Origin of the sequence: Erwinia sp., from assembly GCF_049696395.1 — a bacterium.
Classification (GTDB): domain Bacteria; phylum Pseudomonadota; class Gammaproteobacteria; order Enterobacterales; family Enterobacteriaceae; genus Erwinia.
The window spans coordinates 1-20,032 of the sequence record NZ_JBAVTT010000022.1; the positions used below are offsets into that span (position 1 = coordinate 1).

19 protein-coding genes are annotated in these 20,032 nt (G+C 54.7%); 13 read left to right on the plus strand and 6 right to left on the minus strand.

From position 1 onward, the window contains the following. The 7 genes from WCC56_RS02940 to WCC56_RS02970 form a co-directional block, all read left to right on the plus strand. A partial coding sequence (locus WCC56_RS02940; RefSeq protein WP_424690948.1) for a substrate-binding domain-containing protein occupies positions 1 to 762 on the plus strand: 762 nt, incomplete at its 5' end. Positions 763 to 764: 2 nt separating this feature from the next. After that, positions 765 to 2,270, plus strand: coding sequence for a sugar ABC transporter ATP-binding protein (locus WCC56_RS02945; protein ID WP_424690949.1), 1,506 nt, complete (start codon positions 765 to 767; stop codon positions 2,268 to 2,270). Further along, positions 2,263 to 3,252 carry an ABC transporter permease gene (locus WCC56_RS02950; protein ID WP_424690950.1) on the plus strand — a complete coding sequence of 330 codons (990 nt, stop codon included), beginning with the start codon at positions 2,263 to 2,265 and terminating at the stop codon, positions 3,250 to 3,252. The genes WCC56_RS02945 and WCC56_RS02950 overlap by 8 nt, the downstream gene beginning before the upstream one ends. A 14-nt stretch (positions 3,253 to 3,266) precedes the next feature. Continuing rightward, complete coding sequence (locus tag WCC56_RS02955) at positions 3,267 to 4,304, plus strand: ABC transporter permease (RefSeq protein ID WP_424690951.1); 1,038 nt, start codon at positions 3,267 to 3,269, stop codon at positions 4,302 to 4,304. Continuing rightward, complete coding sequence (alsE, locus tag WCC56_RS02960) at positions 4,304 to 4,996, plus strand: D-allulose 6-phosphate 3-epimerase (protein WP_424690952.1); 693 nt, start codon at positions 4,304 to 4,306, stop codon at positions 4,994 to 4,996. Before WCC56_RS02955 ends, alsE begins: the two co-directional genes overlap by 1 nt. Then, entirely contained in the window at positions 4,993 to 5,886 is an 894-nt protein-coding gene (gene alsK, locus WCC56_RS02965) for an allose kinase (protein WP_424690953.1), read from the plus strand. The genes alsE and alsK overlap by 4 nt, the downstream gene beginning before the upstream one ends. Then, positions 5,883 to 6,845, plus strand: a complete 963-nt coding sequence (locus tag WCC56_RS02970) for a ribokinase (protein ID WP_424690954.1) — start codon at positions 5,883 to 5,885, stop codon at positions 6,843 to 6,845. The genes alsK and WCC56_RS02970 overlap by 4 nt, the downstream gene beginning before the upstream one ends. 19 nt (positions 6,846 to 6,864) lie before the next feature. On the opposite strand, the gene nudK is transcribed toward WCC56_RS02970, so the two are convergent. The 3 genes from nudK to WCC56_RS02985 all read right to left on the minus strand — a co-directional run bounded on the left by nudK (position 6,865) and on the right by WCC56_RS02985 (position 9,670). After that, positions 6,865 to 7,443, minus strand: a complete 579-nt coding sequence (nudK, locus tag WCC56_RS02975; protein ID WP_424690955.1) for a GDP-mannose pyrophosphatase NudK — start codon at positions 7,441 to 7,443, stop codon at positions 6,865 to 6,867. A gap of 150 nt (positions 7,444 to 7,593) precedes the next feature. Continuing rightward, the gene (gene ansP / locus WCC56_RS02980; protein WP_424690956.1) at positions 7,594 to 9,063 is read right to left on the minus strand and encodes an L-asparagine permease; all 1,470 of its coding nucleotides are present in this window, start codon (positions 9,061 to 9,063) and stop codon (positions 7,594 to 7,596) included. A gap of 331 nt (positions 9,064 to 9,394) precedes the next feature. Beyond that, positions 9,395 to 9,670 carry a YdgH/BhsA/McbA-like domain containing protein gene (locus WCC56_RS02985; RefSeq protein WP_424690957.1) on the minus strand — a complete coding sequence of 92 codons (276 nt, stop codon included), beginning with the start codon at positions 9,668 to 9,670 and terminating at the stop codon, positions 9,395 to 9,397. Between the two features lie 379 nt (positions 9,671 to 10,049). Between WCC56_RS02985 and narQ the strand changes: the two genes are divergently transcribed. Both narQ and acrD read left to right on the plus strand, forming a co-directional pair. Beyond that, positions 10,050 to 11,741, plus strand: a complete 1,692-nt coding sequence (gene narQ / locus WCC56_RS02990) for a nitrate/nitrite two-component system sensor histidine kinase NarQ (protein ID WP_424690958.1) — start codon at positions 10,050 to 10,052, stop codon at positions 11,739 to 11,741. A gap of 238 nt (positions 11,742 to 11,979) precedes the next feature. Further along, positions 11,980 to 15,096: a multidrug efflux RND transporter permease AcrD gene (gene acrD / locus WCC56_RS02995; protein ID WP_424690959.1), complete on the plus strand. Its 3,117-nt coding sequence runs from the start codon at positions 11,980 to 11,982 to the stop codon at positions 15,094 to 15,096. A gap of 84 nt (positions 15,097 to 15,180) precedes the next feature. Here acrD and ypfM read toward each other — a convergent pair whose 3' ends face one another. After that, positions 15,181 to 15,243: a protein YpfM gene (gene ypfM / locus WCC56_RS03000; RefSeq protein WP_141653794.1), complete on the minus strand. Its 63-nt coding sequence runs from the start codon at positions 15,241 to 15,243 to the stop codon at positions 15,181 to 15,183. A 198-nt stretch (positions 15,244 to 15,441) separates the two neighbouring features. Here ypfM and WCC56_RS03005 point away from each other — a divergent pair, with 198 nt between their 5' ends. Continuing rightward, complete coding sequence (locus WCC56_RS03005; protein ID WP_424690989.1) at positions 15,442 to 15,873, plus strand: GNAT family N-acetyltransferase; 432 nt, start codon at positions 15,442 to 15,444, stop codon at positions 15,871 to 15,873. A 41-nt stretch (positions 15,874 to 15,914) separates the two neighbouring features. On the opposite strand, the gene WCC56_RS03010 is transcribed toward WCC56_RS03005, so the two are convergent. Continuing rightward, positions 15,915 to 16,109: a hypothetical protein gene (locus WCC56_RS03010; protein ID WP_424690960.1), complete on the minus strand. Its 195-nt coding sequence runs from the start codon at positions 16,107 to 16,109 to the stop codon at positions 15,915 to 15,917. 143 nt (positions 16,110 to 16,252) lie between these two features. Between WCC56_RS03010 and WCC56_RS03015 the strand changes: the two genes are divergently transcribed. Genes WCC56_RS03015 through WCC56_RS03025 form a run of 3 tightly spaced genes read left to right on the plus strand, consistent with a single transcriptional unit; the run spans position 16,253 to position 17,948 of the window. Continuing rightward, positions 16,253 to 16,612 (plus strand): ArsC family reductase, encoded by a 360-nt coding sequence (locus tag WCC56_RS03015; RefSeq protein WP_424690961.1) that lies wholly within the window; start codon positions 16,253 to 16,255, stop codon positions 16,610 to 16,612. A gap of 2 nt (positions 16,613 to 16,614) precedes the next feature. Further along, positions 16,615 to 17,742 carry a succinyl-diaminopimelate desuccinylase gene (gene dapE, locus WCC56_RS03020; RefSeq protein WP_424690962.1) on the plus strand — a complete coding sequence of 376 codons (1,128 nt, stop codon included), beginning with the start codon at positions 16,615 to 16,617 and terminating at the stop codon, positions 17,740 to 17,742. A gap of 17 nt (positions 17,743 to 17,759) precedes the next feature. Then, positions 17,760 to 17,948: a YpfN family protein gene (locus tag WCC56_RS03025; RefSeq protein ID WP_424690963.1), complete on the plus strand. Its 189-nt coding sequence runs from the start codon at positions 17,760 to 17,762 to the stop codon at positions 17,946 to 17,948. 61 nt (positions 17,949 to 18,009) lie between these two features. On the opposite strand, the gene WCC56_RS03030 is transcribed toward WCC56_RS03025, so the two are convergent. Further along, positions 18,010 to 20,031 (minus strand): tRNA(Met) cytidine acetyltransferase TmcA, encoded by a 2,022-nt coding sequence (locus WCC56_RS03030; RefSeq protein ID WP_424690964.1) that lies wholly within the window; start codon positions 20,029 to 20,031, stop codon positions 18,010 to 18,012. Between the last annotated feature and the right edge of the window lies 1 nt (position 20,032).

The following is a 20,032-nucleotide window of genomic DNA, read 5'->3' on the forward strand; positions in this document are numbered from 1 at the left end:
GAAGATCTGATTGCGCAGAAGGTCGACATCATTGGCGTAGTGCCGAACGACCCGAAAGTGCTGGAGCCGGTACTGAAGCGTGCCCGTGACGCAGGGATCCTGGTGATCACTCACGAATCGCCAGGCCAGAAGAATGCCAACTGGGATTTCGAACTGGTTGATGCCGCCACGCACGGTATCAACCATATGAAAAAACTCGCCGAGTGCATGAAAGAGGAAGGCAAATATGCCGTGTACGTTGGCAGCCTGACCGTGCCGTTGCATCAGCAGTGGACCGATGCTGCGATCAATTACCAGAAAGAGCATTACCCGAAAATGCAGAGGGTTTCTGACAAGTTCGGCGTCGGCGAATCGCTGGATGACTCCATCCGAACCACCAATGAACTGATGTCGAAATATCCCGACCTGAAAGGAATTATGGCCTTTGGGTCGCAAGGCCCGATTGGTGCCGGACGAGCAGTGATGAACCGTCAGAAAGCCGATCAGGTTTGTGTCATTGGGTCATTCAGCCCTGGTCAGGGGGCTTCTCTGGTCAGCCGTGGCGTGATCAAAGGTGGCTATATCTGGAACCCCATGACCGCAGGCGAAGTCTTTATCCGCGTGGCCGACATGATTGAGAAGAAAGAACCCTTCACCGACGGCATGACTATCGAAGGGCTTGGCACCGTCAAAGTGGACGAGAAAAACCACACCCTGCTGGGAAATAACACCGAGAGCCTGGACAAAGCCAACCTGCCTAAACTGGTCAAAATGGGGCTGTAATCATGAAGCTAATCGAACCACACCGGCTGATTGAGCTGGCTAACCTGTCGAAAACCTTTGGCGGTAACCGCGCACTCAGCGAGATATCGCTGTCGCTGATGGCAGGCGAAGTCCACTGCCTCGCTGGTACTAACGGCTGTGGCAAGAGCACGCTGATTAAAGTCATTTCCGGCGTGCATGCGCCGGACAGCGGCAGCAGCATCACGCTGGATAACGGGGAAGTCTTTCCCCGCCTCACCCCAAAACAGGCACGCCAGTTTGGCATTCAGGTGATCTATCAGGATCTGTCACTGTTTCCCAATCTGAGCGTCGCCGAGAACATCGCTTTTGAGCATAACCTTAACGGTCTGCTGGGCTGGTACAGCGTTAAAAAGCTGCGCCAGACCGCTGAACGCATCATTGGCGAACTGAATTTCAACCTGAAGCTGAATGACAAGGTCGCCTCCCTCTCTATCGCGCAGCGTCAGCAGGTCGCTATTTGCCGTGCGCTGGTTGCCGATGCGCGGCTGGTGATTATGGATGAGCCAACCGCCTCGCTGACCCGCACCGAGGTGAACCAGCTGCTAAGAACGGTGCGTTATCTGAAAGAAAAAAATATCTGTGTGGTGTTTGTCAGCCATCGTCTGGATGAAGTGCTGGAGATTTCCGACCGGGTTACGGTGATCCGCGACGGCCGCAAAATGGGCACCTGGCCTGCCAGCGAGATCGACAGCCACCATCTGACCGAGTTAATGACTGGCCTGAAACTCGATTACGCACTCAAGCCGCCGTTTAAAAATGATGCCCGCACGCTGTTAGAAGTGGAAAACCTTACCCGCGCAGGTCAGTACCAGGACGTGAGTTTCAGCCTGCGCGAAGGCGAAGTGTTGGGACTTTGCGGTCTGTTGGGTTCAGGCCGCACCGAACTGGCGCTGTCGCTGTTTGGCATGACCCGCCCGGACAGCGGCAAGATCTGGCTGGATACCAAACCGGTGCGCTTCCGCAGCCATGAAGAGGCGATCAAAGCCGGGATTGGCTATGTGTCTGAAGATCGCCTGACGCTGGGATTAGTTCAGCAGCAGTCGGTGGCCGACAACATGGTGCTGCCGATCCTCGATAAGCTGCGCAACCGCTTCCACCTGATTAATGAGTACCGCAAAAACAAGCTGATCCTCGAGTGGATTAACCAGCTTGGCGTGCGCGTGGCCGATCCCAATCAGGCCATCTCCACCCTTTCCGGCGGCAATCAGCAAAAGATCGTGCTGGCGAAGTGGGTACTGACTCAGCCCAAAATCCTGATCCTCGACTCCCCGACGGTCGGCGTTGATGTCGGCGCCAAAGCCAGTATTTACCGGCTGATCCACGAGCTGGCGAAAGAAGGTCTGGCGATCATTTTAATCTCCGATGAAGTGCCGGAAGTCTATTACAACTGCGACCGCATTCTGCATTTCCGGGATGGCCAGGTTTATGCCGAATATCAGCCTGCTGACGTTGAGCAACAGGCGCTGGCGGAGGTGATCAATGCCTGACTTATCCTTTTTCAAACCGCAGTCGAGCCAGGGCTGGCTGGCCTGGGTGTTACTGGTCAGCGTGGTGATTTTTTCCCTCAGCAGCAGCCAGTTTCTCTCAGTGCAGAACCTGCTGGACCTGGCTGAAAGCTACGCCGTCACCGGGATTTTCGCCCTCGGGCTGTTTGTGGTGCTGGTGACGGGCGGCATTGATATCTCTTTTGCCGCAGTGGCTTCGGTCGTGCAGTACCTGATCGCCACGTTGTTTGTGCAGTTCCAGTTCGATAACGCCGCGCTGAGCATTCTGTTAGCCATCGCCTGCGGCACGCTGTTCGGCATGATTAACGCAGTGCTGATTTACTCGCTGCGCATCGTCTCCATCATCATCACCATCAGTATGCAGTCGCTGCTGTTCGGCATGCTGATGTGGCTGACCAACGGCAAAAGCCTCTACAGCCTGCCGGACTGGTGGATCCAGCTCAGAAGCGTGCTGCCGTTTGAAGTACAGGGACAACCTTTCCAGATTGGCCTGCCGTTGGCAGTGATGCTGAGTCTGGCGCTGTTGACCTGGTTACTGCTGAACAAAACCCATCTTGGCCGCCAGCTGTACGCCGTTGGCGGTGACCAGGAATCGGCACGCCGCATCGGTATCCGCGTTGGGCTGATTCATTTACTGGCTTACGGCTATCTGGGTGCGCTGGCGGCTATTGGCGGGCTGGTGCAGGTGTATCGCATGGGGGAAGTGGTGCCCAACGCCTTAGTAGGCGGTGAACTGGATGTGCTGGCCGCAACGGTGCTTGGCGGGGCAAGCCTGATGGGCGGCAAAGGCACGGTGACCGGGACGCTGATGGGCGTGTTCCTGATTGCCATCCTGAAAAACGGCCTCAACCTGCTCGGCGTCTCGGACTACTTCATGAATATCGTGATTGGCGCGGTGATCATGGTGGCCATCACCGTGACCCACTACAAAAAACGCAAAGAGACTGACGTCAGCTTCGTCTGACGCAAGGAGAACTGATGAAACGATTGCAATGGGCGAAACCAGACGGCACCACCAGCGGACTGATGCTGCTGATCGTGCTGGCGGTGGTCCTCTTCTCCTGGATGATGCCGGGCCGATTTCTGACTGACGGCACCTTTATGAGCATGGCTTTCCAGCTGCCTGAGCTGGGACTGCTGACGCTGGCGATGTTTATCGCCATTCTCAGCGGCGGTCTGAACCTGTGCATTATCGCCACCGCTAACCTGACCAGTTTATTTATCGCCTGGCTGTTGCTGCACTTTCTGCCAGCCGGAGCGGGCATCGCCCTGCAGCTTTTCTGGCTGGCTCTGGGCTTAATCGGTGCCGCCGCCATCGCCATTGTTATCGGTGCCATTACGGGCCTGATGGTGACCAAAATTGGCGCTCACCCGATCCTGGTGACGCTGGCGACCATGATGACGGTGAACGGCATTGGCATCTATCTGACGCACGGCGCAGCCGTTAGCGGCATGCCAGAAGTTTTGAATGTGCTGGGTTCCGGCACCTTGCTGGGCGTGCCGCTGCCGATGTGGGTGTTTCTGATTGCCGCCGCCGGAATGGCGCTGTTCCTTGGCAAAACCCGCGCTGGCAAATGCATTTATATGGGCGGCAGCAACATCAACGCCACCTGGTTCAGCGGCATCAATACCCACCGAATGCTGATGCTGGTGTACATCATCTCCAGCCTGCTTTGTGTCTTAGCCGGGCTGGTGATGATGGCACGCTTTAATTCGGCCCGAATGGGTTACGGCGACTCTTATCTGCTGCTTACCGTGCTGGCCATCATCCTTGGCGGCACCAACCCCAACGGCGGCTTTGGCCGTGTCAGCGGCGTAGTGCTGTCGCTGATTGCGCTGCAAACCCTGTCTACCGGCTTCAACCTGATGAATATCAGCCAGCATTTCAGCCTCGCTATGTGGGGTGCCGTGCTGATTGTGGTGCTGGCAGTGAAATTTTTTAACGCCCGTCATGCGGAATACCGCGCCGTGCGCCGTAGCGCCCTGCGCGCCAACTTAATGAAAAAGGAAGTCTGATGCGTACTAAAATCTCCCCTTCGCTGATGTGCATGAACCTGATGGAAATTAAGCAACAGCTGGCCGTGCTGAATACCCGGGCCGATTTCCTGCATGTCGATATTATGGACGGCCACTATGTGAAAAATATCACCCTGTCGCCGTTCTTTATTGAACAAATCCGCCCTTATACGCCGGTCGCTATTGATGTGCATTTGATGGTAGAGGAACCTACCCACTTTATTGAAGCGGTAGCCAAAGCCGGGGCGGATTATATTTGCCCGCACGCCGAAACCATTAACCGCGATGCTTTCCGGGTCATTAACCAGATCCGCTCGCTGAATAAGAAAGTCGGTGTGGTGTTGAATCCGGCCACGCCGGTTTCCTTTATTCATCACTACATTCACCTGCTGGATAAGATCACCATCATGACCGTTGATCCTGGCTATGCCGGTCAGCCGTTTATTCCTGAGATGGTGAAGAAGATTGCCGAACTGAAAGCGTTGAAACAGCAGCACGGCTACAGTTACCTGATCGAAATTGACGGTTCCTGCAACGAGAAGACCTACTCCACGCTGCTGGATGCTGGCGCTGAAGTGCTGATTGTCGGGACATCTGGCCTGTTTAATCTGGATGATGACCTGGAAAAAGCCTGGGACAGCATGACGCAGAAAATCACCGATTCGCAGGGCAGGCTGAGGGCGTCCGCATGACACAAACCTGGTTAGGTGTGGATATAGGCGGGACCAGCACCAGGCTAATGACCATGAGTGAAGGAAGGTGGCTGGATTTTCATAAGGTAGCCACCGCCAGCTGGTCGCAGGAGCCGGAGGCTTTGGCTGCGCTGGCAGCGTTGATTGAACAGGTGCTGGAGAAACAAGCGGTCGATGGCATCATGCTTGGTTTGCCCGGGATCCTCAGCCGCGACCGCCAGCAGGTGTTGTCATTGCCCTTTATTCAGGCGCTGGATAACCAGCCGGTGGCGGAGAAACTGTCTGTGCAGCTTGGTGTGCCGGTGGCGATGGATAAAGATGTCAACCATCTGATGCTGTGGGATTTATTACAGCTGCCTGTGCTACCGCGCAATGCTGTTGGCCTGTACCTGGGCACCGGCATGGGCAACAGTTTGTGGCTAAACGGCTCGTTTTATCACGGAGAACATGGCGGCGCAGGCGAACTGGGCCATATTCCGCTGGGTGATACTGCGCTGCCCTGCCCTTGTGGCAACCACGGCTGTGCGGAGACGCTGATCTCCGGACACTGGCTGAGTGGCTGGGCGAAGAGAGAAGTGCCGGAGACGCCGATGTCCCACCTCTTTACCCATCATCATGCGCACCAGGAGCTGCAAGCTTTTGTCCGTCGACTGGCGAAAACAATCGCTACCGAGATGAATATTCTCGACCCGGATACGCTGATCCTCGGCGGCGGCGTGCTGGCCATGGCTGACTTCCCGCTGGCCGACCTTCGCCAGGCGATCCAGCAGCATTTGCGGCCGCCGGTCACCCGCAGCGCCCTGAAAATTGTCTTCAGTGAAGCCACCGACCGGACCGGCTGTCGCGGTGCCTGCCTGGCCGCTAAGCGCCACTTTGGAGGAGCAGCATGAAAGGAAAAGTGTGTGTGTTTGGCTCGTTCAACCTGGATATCGTCTCCAAAATGAGCCGTTTCCCGATGCCTGGCGAGTCGCTGATTGCCCAAAGCAGCCTGATGGGGCCCGGCGGAAAAGGGGCGAATCAGGCTACCGCCGCCCTGCGCGCTGGCGCACGGGTTCACTATATCGGCAAGATTGGCAGCGATGATTTCGGCAGTTTTGCCCGCCGTCATCTGGAAAAAACCGGCTTTGACGCCATCACGCTGTTTACCTGCAAAGAGAAGCCCACCGGCAACGCGCTGATTTATGTCGCAGGCGATGATGCCGAGAACATGATTGCCGTTTACCCAGGCGCTAATCTGACGGTAACCGCGCAGGAAGTGGCTCGCTGCCAGCCTACCGTCGCGGCAGCGGATATCATGCTGATGCAGTTGGAAAACAATCTCAGCGCGATTCAAAGGATGATTGACGGTGCCAGAGCCTCCGAAACCTTCCTGATCCTCAACCCGGCTCCCTGGCAGAAAGTCAGCGATACCTTGCTGAGCAAAGTCGATTTACTGACGCCAAACAGCACCGAAGCGACGTTACTTAGCGGCGTGGTGGTCAGCGACGTTGCCAGCGCAAAACTGGCTGCCGAAGTGCTTCACCGCAAAGGCGTACGCCAGCTGATTATCACGCTGGGAACTCAGGGCGCGTTGCTGTCAGATGGCGAGCTGTTTTCCCTGATCCCGGTCTATCCGGCACAGCCAAAAGACAGCACTGGTGCAGGTGATGCCTTCAATGGCGCACTGGCTGCAAGGCTGGCGGCTGGAGAAACGCTGGAGAAAGCGGCGCTGTTCGCGGCCGCCTATGCTTCGGTCTGTGTTGAGCGAGCCGGAGCGGCCCATTCGATGCCGCTCTATGCCGAAGCTGTTGAGCGGATGCAGGCCTTCCCGGAGATTGCGATCCAGACTTTGCAGCCTGAAACCGCATGACAAGAAGGGTCAGAGAGGGTTACAGCTTCAGCCAGCCTTCCAGCAGGGCGTGCTGAAGCAGCATCACCGTTTTGCCGTCTTTGATGCGGCCCTCTTTGATCATCCCCCAGGCCTGAGGGAAAGGTATTTCCATCACGTCGATATCTTCATCTTCCACGCCACCGCCTGAATTGGCCCGCAGGGAGTCATTGTATTCCGCCGCGAAGAAGTGGATCAGTTCAGTCACCCCGCCCGGCGACATGTACATTTCGTAGAGCTTTTCAACGTGCCCCACCTCGTAACCGGTCTCTTCAATGGCTTCCTTACGGATGCAATCTTCCGGCGAATCATCGTCCAGCAATCCGGCACAGGCTTCAATCAGCATCCCGGTTTCATTGCCATTCACATAAGTCGCAATACGGAACTGACGGGTCAGGATGACGCTGTTTTTATCGCGGTTATACAGCAGGATTGTCGCCCCATTGCCGCGGTCGTAAACTTCGCGTTTGTGGCGGATGGTTGAACCATCGTTGGCGGAGAGATCGTAGGTGAAATTACGCAGAACGAACCAGTTTTCTGACAGGATTTTATTCTTGATCACTTCAATTTTGGCTGACATACCGGCTCCATTGCGTTTTTAAGGAGCCTGTCATCATAAAGCCGGGCCGGGAGGAAAACTATCCGAATTCTGCCTTTGCTTCGGAATATCTCCAGCGGCATAAAAAAAGGCGGCCTGTAAAAAAGGCCGCCTTTTCTGTTCAGCAACAGATTATTTCGCTGACTCTTCCTGCACCGCAGCATGTTCAGTCTGGGCGACTTCCTGCACGCGCTTACGCACGCCAAACCAGCCCAGGATCAGGATCAGGGCAATCAGTGGCACGGCAGCAATGGTGTAAGTGCCGTTAGGGTAGTCGAATGCCATCAATACCAGCACGCTGGCCAGGAACACCAGAGTCAGCCACGAGGTGAACGGTGCCCAAGGCATCTTGAAGCTGACGTCTTCCGCTTTACCTTCTTTGATCGCTTTACGCAGACGCATCTGGCAAACCACGATAAAGCCCCAGGAAGAGATAATTCCCAGCGAGGCGATATTCAGTACGATCTCAAAGACGCGTGAAGGGACGATATAGTTGAGGTAAACCCCAATGATATACACGCCAATTGTCACCAGGATGCCCATGTAAGGAACCTGCTGACCGCTCATTTTTGACATGAACTTAGGTGCCGAGCCGCCCATCGACATCGAACGCAGAATACGGCCTGTTGAATAAAGGCCCGAGTTCAGACTGGAGAGCGCCGCGCTCAGCACCACGATATTCATGATGCTGCCAACGTAAGGCACGCCCAGTTTCGAGAAGAAGGTCACGAACGGACTCTGTCCTGCCTGGTAAGCATTCCACGGCAGTAACAGCACCAGCAGCACAACCGAGCCAACATAGAACAGGCCGATACGCCAGATCACGCTGTTAATCGCTTTTGGCAGCATGGTTTTCGGGTCTTTACACTCACCTGCTGCTGTCCCAACCAGTTCGATTGAAGCAAAGGCAAAGACCACTCCCTGCACCAGTACCAACGCCGGTAACAACCCGTGTGGGAAGAAACCCCCGTTGTCTGTTATCAGGTGGAAGCCGGTGGCGTTGCCGTCCAGCGGTTTACCGGTTCCGAGGAACACCACACCAACAATCAGGAAGATAGCGATAGCCAGTACCTTGACCAGCGCAAACCAGAACTCCATCTCAGCGAACCACTTCACGCCGATCATATTCATGGTGCCGACGATAGCCAGCGCGCCAAGGGCGAACACCCACTGCGGAACATCGCCGAACGCGCCCCAGTAGTGCATATAAAGCGCCACTGCGGTGATATCGACGATGCCGGTCATTGCCCAGTTAACGAAGTACATCCAGCCCGCGACATAAGACGCTTTTTCGCCAAGGAACTCACGCGCATAGGAAACAAAGCTGCCGCTTGATGGACGGTGAAGAACCAACTCACCCAGCGCTCGCAGGATAAAGAAGGAGAAGATGCCACACACTAAATAGACGATGGCCAGCGCTGGGCCAGCAATCTGCAAACGGGCGCCCGCACCAAGAAACAGTCCTGTACCAATCGCCCCACCAATCGCAATCATCTGAACGTGACGATTGTCCATGGCCTTGTGATAGCCAGAGTCATGAGAATTTAACCAACGTCTTCTTGCGGCGCGTTTGTCTGCAACCGCTGTTTTATCAGCTTTCATGTTTTTCCTATTATCCTGTCCACAGTATTACGGTTACCCGTCCAGGGTATCCTGATGTCTGTCGCCAACCAAACGATTGCGTCCACAGCACAAACGTCTGGGCAAAACCCGGGTTCCTGTAATTATATTCTTAGCGGAAGCGGGAAAATTGCGGCGATGCATCCTAACCGTTCTGGAAAGCTGACGCAAAAGTTCCGAGAGTGAAATCGTGAGCTTTTGTAATTTTTGCCGGATGGCGCATAAAAAAACCGACCGCAAAGGGCGGTCGGTTCAGTGAGTTCACTAAGGCTACACAGGGGTAAAGCTGAGGGGTAAAACTAACGGGGTAAACTTAACGGTAAATCTCTGCGTTACCACTCCACAGGCTTGAATCACCTGGGGTGTCAGCGCGAATAACACGGTAATGTGAGGCACCCATTTCAGACGCCTTTTTGGAGAGCTGATGGGTGGCATCATCTAAAGAACCGCTGACGCTTGAAACTGAGACAGTGCCCATTGCTTGCAAATTCTGGCTCTGTTGTTCATTGACCTGAGTAGCAGCCAATGCTGAGAAAGAAGTAGCAGCAAAAAGTGTGGCAGCGATAAGAGCAGGTAATTTCATGTTCATAATTCGTTTCCTCATCGAAAGTTATCATTCGTCAGAAAGGTGATGTTCGTTACGGAATCAATTATGACCTTGCTAATGAAAAGCACAGTGAGCGAGGGGTAAAAGTGGTTAAGGATTGTGAAGAGAATGCCGATCTGTCCAAAGAAGTGTCAGTGAAAGTGATATTTAACCTGGAGTGTAAAAAGTGATGTCAAATAGCGCAGGAAAGAAACATTTTAGGCGTTTTTTTTGAAGCAGGAACCCACTGTATCCGGGTTATGGCAGCGCTTCAAGCGACGGACCGCACGTTTTGAACATTCTTTCTGCAGCCTACTCAGGTCAGTTTTTTGCCTGAGCGTTGCGGCTATACTGACTGCCACTCTTTATAAGGATCAGATGGATGTTTAAACGTTCCGTCACTGGCAGCCTTGCCCGCGCTCTGTTCGCCATCGCCCTGCTGTCTGTGCTCTCTACCAGCCTGGCATTGCTGACTCTCTCCACCAGCCTGCGCGATGCCGAAGCCATTAACATCGCCGGTTCGCTGCGTATGCAAAGTTATCGTCTGGCGTGGGATGCCTCCAGCCTGAGATCAGCGCTGCCGAAAGATATCGCCGCTTATCAGAAGTCCGTTGAATCTCCGCCGTTAACAGCGCTGGATCGGGCTTACGTCCCGGACAGTGTCAGAACCCGTTATCACCAGCTATTGTTAGCCTGGCACGCCCTTCAGCCCGAGCTGCTGGCTGGAAACACCCAGCATTATCAGCAAAATGTCTCCCGCTATGTGGCGCAGATCGACCTGTTCGTATTGGCGCTGCAACACTGGGCGGAGCTGAAGATGAAGCTGGTTGCCGGGGTTAGTCTGCTCGGTTTTGTCGCCATCGCCCTGTTGGTCTTCTGGACCCTGCGGCTGGTTAAACGTCAGGTGGTGATCCCGCTGAATAAGCTGGTTGAAGCCAGTCATGACATCGAGCAGGCTCGTTTTCAGCACACGCCGCTGGATACTGAACTGCCCAATGAACTGGGGATGCTCGCCAGAGCCTTCACCAGCATGTCCGCTGAGCTGGATAAGCAGTATCAATGTCTTGAACTGGCGGTAAAAGAGAAAACCAGCGACTTACGCCAGGCTAACCGCCATCTGGCGCTGCTCTATAACTGTTCGGAAACGCTGAGCCAGCAGCTGGACCCTGCCGATGCCTGGCCACAAGTGCTGCAGACCGTGAAGGATCATGAAGGCCTCAATGCCATTGAACTGATTGCCCAGCCCCACGGAACCCTGAGCGCAGGTCAGGTGAGTCACCAGCTGCCGTGGTTAAGTTTGCCGCTGGATCCTGAGGCTGAACACCCCAGCTCGTTCTTGCGCTGGCAGACGGCCACCAGCGAACCAAAGTTAATGCAGGGCCTCGCTAACTTACTGTCGCGCTCGCTGCAACTGGACCACGCGCAGCAAAAAGTCCGCCATCTGTTGGTGATGGAGGAGCGCGCTACGCTTGCCCGCGAGCTACATGATTCGCTGGCGCAATCCCTCGCGTATTTACGCATCCAGCTTGCCCGGCTGAAACGGGTTGTAGAGAGCGATGCGGTTCCGGCGCAGGCTATTGTTGGCGAGATTGACCGCGCCCTGACCGAAGCGAATCTTCAGCTGCGCGAGTTGCTGACCACCTTCCGCCTGTCTATTCAGCCCGCTGATTTGGCCACGGCTCTGCGACAGGTGATCGCCACCCTTCGGGCGCAGTCCAGTGCTGAGATAGTGTTAGAGAGTGAGCCAACGGTGCAACATCTGCAGGCGAAACAACAGGTTCATGTCCTGCAAATTGTGCGAGAAGCGCTGCTTAATGCCATCCGACACGCGCAGGCGTCGCGTATTGTGATCCGCTGCAGTAACGCGGCTGACGGAGAAAATCTGATTGAGATTCATGATGATGGTGTGGGCAGTGACGCGTTAATCTCTCCGCCTGGTCATTACGGCCTGGCAATCATGCAGGAAAGGGCAAAAAATCTGCAGGGCGGGATTGCTTTCCGTTCCGCCAGTCAGCAAGGAACCACCGTCTCATTGCACTTCCCCTCTCCGGGCGCTGAAAAAGGGACAGCATGACAAAGTCGCGACAGCACAAGGGCTGGCGGCTTACTTCAATGGGCTAATTAGCACGATAATTTACACTTTCTCCTCATTTTCTCCACGATTCTTCACAAGCCTGAGGGTAAAGTGTTTAATGCCGAAGCACTTTGAATAAACTAAAAAAATTTGCGGCGGACCGGACTTCAGCAGCCCGCGCCCCAGGGATAAGGCAGGCGCATTTCCTTTCCTGACTACTTGCCTGGAGCTTTATTTAATGGCGAATTTTTTTATCGATCGCCCGATCTTCGCCTGGGTGATAGCGATTTTGCTTTGCCTGACCGGCACACTGGCTATTCTTGATCTTCCGGTTGAGCAATATCCCGACCTTGCTCCCCCTAACGTCCGCATCACCGCCAACTATCCTGGCGCCTCAGCTGAAACGCTGGAAAATACCGTTACCCAGGTTATCGAACAGAATATGACGGGTATCGATAACATGATGTACATGTCCTCCCAGAGCAGTAACACCGGGCAGGCGACCATCACACTGACCTTTACCGCCGGAACCAACCCGGATGAAGCCCGCCAGCAGGTACAAAACCAGCTGCAGTCCGCGCTGCGTAAACTGCCACAGGATGTGCAGACTCAGGGCGTAACGGTAACCAAAACGGGTGACACCAATATTCTGATGGTGGCGTTTGTCTCCACCGACGGCAGCATGGATAAGCAGGATATTTCCGACTACGTTGCCAGTAACGTGCAGGACCCCCTGAGCCGTATTGATGGCGTGGGCCAGGTCGATGCTTATGGCTCTCAGTACGCAATGCGTATCTGGCTCGATCCCAATAAGATGATTAATTATGCGCTGACAACCTCGGATATCGTCTCAGCCATTGAGTCGCAAAACAGTCAGGTCGCCGTAGGTCAGCTTGGTGGGTTACCTTCTGTCGACCGCCAGGCGTTGAATGCCACTATTAACTCGCAATCCCTGCTGAATACCCCGCAACAGTTCCGCGACATCACACTGCGGGTGAACCAGGATGGTTCAGAAGTGAAGCTTGGCGACGTGGCGGATGTGGCGTTGGGCGCAGAGAAGTATGACTTCCTTAGCCAGTACAACGGCCAGGCGGCTTCCGGTCTGGGTGTTAAACTGGCCTCCGGCGCTAACGAGCTGCAAACCGATGAGTTAGTCCGCGCCCGCATTGATGAGCTTTCCCACTTCTTCCCGCATGGTCTGAAAGCAGAGATTGCTTACGAAACCACGCCTTTTGTTAAAGCCTCGATTGAGGATGTGGTCAAAACCCTGATTGAAGCGGTGATCCTGGTCTTCGTGGTGATGTATCTGTTTATGCAGAACTTCCGCGCCACGCTGATCCCAACGATTGCCGTTCCGGTGGTCTTGCTGGGCACCTTCACTGTTCTTTCGGCCTTCGGTTTCAGCATCAACACCCTGACGATGTTCGCCATGGTGCTGGCCATCGGACTTCTTGTCGATGATGCCATCGTGGTGGTGGAGAACGTGGAACGAATAATGAGTGAGGAAGGACTTTCTCCTTATGAAGCGACCAAAAAGTCGATGGGGCAGATTCAGGGTGCGCTGGTGGGAATAGCGCTGGTATTGTCAGCGGTATTTATTCCAATGGCCTTTTTTGGCGGCACAACCGGCGCCATTTACCGTCAGTTCTCGGTGACGATTGTCTCCGCAATGGTGCTGTCAGTATTGGTGGCGATGATCCTCACCCCTGCCCTTTGCGCCACGCTGCTGAAACCTATTCCTAAAGGCCATCATCATGGTCGTCGTGGGTTTTTCGGCTGGTTTAACCGGATGTTCAACCGCAATGCCGAGCGCTATGAACGCGGCGTGGGCAAGATTCTGGCGAAAGCCGGACGCTGGATGGTGTTGTATATGCTGCTGATTGCGGGGATGGCCTTCCTGTTCCTGCGTCTGCCAACGTCCTTCCTGCCGCTTGAAGACCGTGGCGTCTTCACCACCCAGGTTCAGTTGCCGCCTGGCTCAACGCTGCAGCAAACCAATAAAGTCGTTAACAAGGTCGAGCAGTACTATCTGACTAAAGAGAAAAACAATGTGCTGTCGGTGTTCTCAACCATTGGTGCCGGTCCCGGCGGTAATGGCCAGAACGTAGCGCGTATGTTTGTGCGCTTGAAAGACTGGGGAGATCGCCCAGGTGCTGAAAACACTTCCTTCGCCATTATCGAACGGGCGACGAAAGCCTTCAAAGAGATCAAAGAAGGTCGGGTAATTGCCAGTAGCCCACCGGCGATAACTGGGATGGGTAACTCCGCGGGCTTTGATATGGAATTGCAGGATCACGCTGGCCTGGGCCACGATGCGCTGATGAAAGCGCGCGATCAACTCCTGGCCGCATCAGAGGGGAATGCTTCGCTGACACGAGTTCGTCACAACGGCCTGGATGACACGCCGCAGTTAAGGATCAACGTGGATCAGCATAAAGCGCAGGCGCTGGGCGTTTCTATTGATGATATCAATGACACCTTGCAGACCGGCTGGGGCTCGACCTATGTCAACGACTTCCTCGACCGTGGCCGTGTGAAAAAGGTCTATGTTCAGGCCGCTGCGAAATACCGCATGTTGCCGGATGACATCAGCAAATGGTACGTCCGTAACAGCAGCGGCGGCATGGTGCCGTTCACCGCTTTCGCCACTACCAGTTGGGAAACCGGTTCGCCGCGCCTGGAACGCTATAACGGCTATTCCGCCGTAGAGATAGTGGGTGAATCTGCTCAGGGTGTCAGTACCGGTGCCGCCATGGACGTGATGGAAAATCTGGTCAGCAAGCTGCCTACCGGCTTTGGATTGCAGTGGACCGGTGCCTCCTATCAGGAAAGGATGTCCGGCTCCCAGGCGCCAGCACTTTACGCTATTTCACTGTTAGTGGTGTTCCTCTGTCTGGCTGCGCTGTATGAGAGCTGGTCGATCCCGTTCTCGGTCATGCTGGTTGTGCCGCTGGGCGTTATCGGAGCCCTTGTGGCAACCTGGGCTCGCGGACTGGAAAACGATGTCTACTTCCAGGTTGGGTTGTTGACGGTGATCGGCCTGTCGGCGAAGAATGCCATTCTGATTGTGGAGTTCGCCAATGAGATCAACGCTAAAGGTCGGGATCTTCTCGAATCCACGTTGGAAGCTTCTAAGCAGCGTCTGCGTCCGATTCTGATGACCTCACTGGCCTTTATCTTCGGCGTCTTGCCAATGGTGATCAGTAACGGTGCCGGCTCAAGCAGCCAACATGCGGTGGGAACCGGCGTGATGGGCGGGATGATTTCCGCGACCGTACTGGCGATTTTCTTCGTTCCGCTGTTCTTTGTGTTAGTCCGACGGCGCTTCCCGATACAGGAAAAACCGGGGAAATAAACGAACAAAGGCAGCACCGAGGTGCTGCCTTTCTGCTCTGGTGGTGGTCAAGTGTTGCCCGATCAGCCGTACTTTAAGAAGGTGTTATTTACGCGTTAACATTGCTTCGATAAAGTCTTTCCAGGTCCCCATTTCTGTATCAATCATAAATCACCTCTCTTTTATTGTGGGTCCATTATAGGATTAATCCTAAGGCGAAGTGAATCATTTTCGTACCGCAAAAGGCGATTCAATTTCGATCAAAACTGTAATTTGTGTGGCAGGGCACAGTTCTGCCGTTATCATTAGCGGGCTACTCACTAGTATGATTATCAATCGAAAACCAGAGGAACGGGCAAGATGCAGATGGTACTGAGCACAACTGACGAAAAACCCAAGGTAAACTGGCAGGCGTTGGCTGATTTAATTGAGCGTGCAGGTCTTAGCCGCCGCGATCCACAAACGCTTCAGCGCGCTTATCAGCATTCGCAATTCGTCTGGTTTGGTTACGTTGACGGTAAGTTAATGGCAACGGCTCATGCTATCAGCGACATGACCTACGCTTCCTACCTTTCCGATGTGATTGTGGACGACTCTTTTCAGGGCAAGGGCTATGGCGGGCAACTAATGGCCGCGATCATGGAATCACTGGCACCCTGCGGAAAAGTGTTCATCTATTCGATGCCGGACAAAATCAGCTTCTATAAGAAACTGGGTTATGCGCCGCTGACCACCGGAATGATTTACGCTGAAGGAACGGCATTGCTGAGGCTGCAGGAGAAGGGGTTTGTTAGCTGATAAAACTTGGGGGGCTGATTGCCCCCCGTAAACGTCCACTGTTATTTCAGAACTATTACTTTATCGTAGCCGCCGCTTTCGCTGTCGATATGCGTTTTGGCATCAGGATGGTCTGCCATCACCGCCTCAACGATGTGATTGAACTCATCACACCGGCTGGTTTTCTTCCGCACGATCACGATCATCGATTGTGTCTCTTCAACCGTATGGGCGGAAGACGCTTTCATATAGTTCATATTGTCCCTCCTTACGCTAAGTCTCTGTCTGGGTGATGATATTCTGCGCTTCCCTGCTGCCTCGCAGGCGCATCCGTTGTAGACTAAACGCCTGAACAGTATCGAATATAGTTGAAACCCACAGAAAAAAGAAGGGAACCGTCATGCTTACAATGTACGGCATCAAAAATTGCGACACCCTTAAGAAGGCGCGAAAGTACCTGGAAGCCAACGCTGTGGCGTATCAGTTTCATGACTACCGGGCTGATGGCCTGGACAGCGCCACCTTACAGGGTTTTATTGATGTGCTGGGCTGGGAAGCCTTGCTGAACACCCGTGGCACCACGTGGCGCAAGCTCAGTGAAGAAACGCGCAATGGGGTGAATAATGCGGCAACCGCACGCGATCTGATGCTGGAACACCCGGCAATCATCAAACGCCCGTTGCTCTGCAGCACAGACGGCTCTATGCTGCTGGGCTTTACTGAAGCAACTTACCAGCCATTTATTTCGGAGAAGTCCTGATTATGTTTTGTCCGGTCATTGAGCTGACGCAGCAGCTTATTCGTCGCCCTTCCCTCAGCCCGGATGATGCCGGTTGCCAGGCTATCTTGATCGAACGCCTGAAGGCGCTTGGCTTCACCATTGAACCGATGAATATTGGCGATACCCTGAATGTCTGGGCATGGCGCGGCCAGGGCGAAACGCTGGCCTTTGCCGGGCATACCGATGTGGTGCCAACGGGCGATGCCAGCCGTTGGATCAATCCGCCGTTTGAACCCACTATTCGTGACGGCATGCTTTACGGCCGTGGCGCGGCAGATATGAAAGGCTCGCTGGCTGCCATGATTGTCGCGGCGGAACGCTTTGTTACCAGCAATCCAAACCATAAAGGGCGTCTGGCATTCCTGATCACATCTGATGAAGAAGCGAGTGCCACCAACGGCACGGTGAAAGTGGTTGAAGCGCTGATGGCCCGTAAAGAGCGGATGGATTACTGCCTGGTCGGCGAACCGTCCAGCACCGAAGTGGTCGGTGACGTGGTGAAAAATGGCCGTCGTGGTTCAATGACAGCAAACCTGACCGTGCATGGCGTTCAGGGACATGTGGCTTATCCTCATCTGGCCGATAACCCGGTCCACAACGCATTGCCTGCTCTGAATGAGCTGGTTGCGACAGAATGGGATCAGGGAAATGAGTTCTTCCCGCCAACCAGTATGCAGATTGCCAATGTGCAGGCCGGGACCGGCAGCAATAACGTCATCCCTGGTGAATTCTTTGTGCAGTTTAACTTCCGCTTCAGTACCGAGCTGACTGACGCGATGATTAAGCAGAAAGTGCAGGAATTGCTGGATCGCCACCAGCTGCGTTACACGCTGGAGTGGACTGTTTCCGGCCAGCCGTTCCTGACATCACGCGGTAAACTGGTAGATGCGGTAGTAAATGCCGTTGAGCACTATAATGAAATTAAACCGCAGTTGCTGACTACCGGTGGCACTTCAGACGGCCGCTTTATCGCCCGCATGGGTGCGCAGGTAGTGGAACTGGGTCCGGTGAACGCCACCATTCATAAAATCAATGAGTGTGTTAAAGCCGCCGACCTGCAATTGCTGAGCCGCATGTACCAGCGGATTATGGAACAGCTGATCGCTTAAGCGAATAAGGTGAGAATATGGAATGGCTGAAACACTATTGGTGGCTGCTAATCATTGTGCTGATGGTAGGCGTACTGATGAACGTCTATAAAGATCTGAAGCGCATCGATCCCAAAAAGTATCTGGATAACAAACCCGATTTGCCACCGCATCGTGATTTTAACGACAAGTGGGATGATGAAGACGACTTCCCTAAAAAGAAATAGGCAGCAGGGGCATTCGCCCCTGCTCCACCCCGTTGACTGACCAGCCTCTTTACGTCCTGATTTATCCTGAAGCCCTGATTGAATTGAGGGTGCTCTGCCAGCGTTCGCTGGAAGCCAGATCAAGCGTTCTCAGCGCTCTTTGCGTTTCCTGCCGCCACCCAGCCAGTAATGCCTTGCGACCAGACAGTCCAAATTGCTGATTGAGTTCCACTGGCGACATTTCGCCGACAATCGCTCCTTTCAACAGCGGCAAATCGCTTTGACAACGGCTAACCAGCCGCCCCAATGCGCCAATGCTGGCCTCAAAAGGACGGTGTCCCCAGGCAAACCCGGCCAGCTCACGCCAGTCTTCTTCGTCCAGACTTTGATCCGCAAGCTCAGCAATGTTCAGCTCGATATCAGGGAGAAGTCGCTGTAACCACGGCCAGTCACGTTGCAGCCTGTTGCTGGCCTGCTCAACCAGATATTCTCCCTGCTCGCTTAAAGGGAGGATCGCCATTGCCGTAAAACACCCGCTACTGGCTTCCTGCTGGCTGCCAAATCGCACCAGTTTGAAGCCGCAGGCACGCCAAAAGGCCCAAAGTTCTGCCGTATAACCGAAACTGACCGATAAAAAATCCAGCCCCTCAGCCTCCTTCCTGCTTTGCTGCACCATTTGACGACCGGTTCCCTGTCGGCGGCAGTCTGGCGTAATGGCGATGCGGCTGATACGTCTTGACCGAAGCTGAGCAGCTTGGGGCCAGCCACCGTGGGCAGCAAGAGACTGAGCAACCAGATTCCCTCTTGGACGCCGGAATCCGGCCCAGACCGCGTCGGACAAATCGGCAGACAGGCCGCCCTCATCCACCAGCAACATCGCGCCCTGAACCGTTCCTCCCTGAGAGGCCAGACTGAAATGCAGGCCTGGCGCATCCATCATCCGCCGCAAATCCAGCGGGGAAGTACGGTAGTGGGCGCTCGCCAGCAACTGATACATGGCCGACAGTTGTTCAGGCTCAGTCAGCCAGGCAGACTGTTCAGGGAAGGAAAACTGCAGCGGCAGCGTGCTCTGTTCTGGTTCCGCTTCCGCAATAAGCAGCGCTTTATTGATAAAGCGCTCCATGGGATCATTCGCTGACCAACGCAGCGGCTGCTCAAGCTTGCGTAAGGTGAACTGGGGCAGACTGGCGCAGAATTTCAACATAAAGCCGCGACCGGTCCCTTCATAACCCAGTAAGGTCGACGTCAGCAACACGCGAGGATAAAGCTCTACCAGCTGCCGGAGGATTGGTGCTGGAAGGGCTGCGGCTTCATCCACCAGCAGCCAGTCAATATTCTGTGGGCGCTGTTGAGGGCTCAGCGCCAGAAGGCGATCCGGCGCGATAAACTCGAAGGCTTCTCCGGCGAACTCTGCCAGCACATCCGTGGCAACTTTCGCCGGAGCGGTAATCAGGCAGCGTCCCCGCCAGCGTGCGGCCAGCAAGCCTGCGAGGGCTGATTTTCCTCTGCCGCGCGGCGCAATAATCACTGAAATACCGGGTTCACTGGTCAGTAGCTCGTCGAGCACCGCCTGCTGCTGTGAGGTGTTATCAGGCTGCCAGTCGGGAAATGTTGGCAGAGGGGGTAAAGTGAAGGGCTGATGCTGGCGTAAGAGTGCAAGGGTCTCATCCTGCTCAACCAGCTGCTGAAAACGGCGGATAAAGTGGAATGACGGGATGGGAGCAGCCTGCTCGCTCCAACGCAGAGAATCGGTATCTGGTAACGTCGCCCAACGCGACCACTCTGGCACCAGTATCAGCAGCCAGCTGCCCGCTTTGATCGTACCGGAAAGTGCGGCCAGCGCTTCTGCATGAAACCCGCTACGGGCATCAAAAACCGCGTGGAGAAACTCCCGCCCCAGCAAGGTTCTTGCCGCTGCTGGGGCGCAGTTCAGCGGGCTGTGTGGCGCATCACCCAGCCACATCCAGTCACCCGGTAACCACGCCATCCACTGTTCAGCCTGATGCTGGCACCAGCTGTCATCACCGCTGATCACCAGAATCTGCCGAAGCCCTTGCTGCCTGAGTTGTTCGCTGTAGTGAAGCGTGTCGTTGATCCCAGCCATG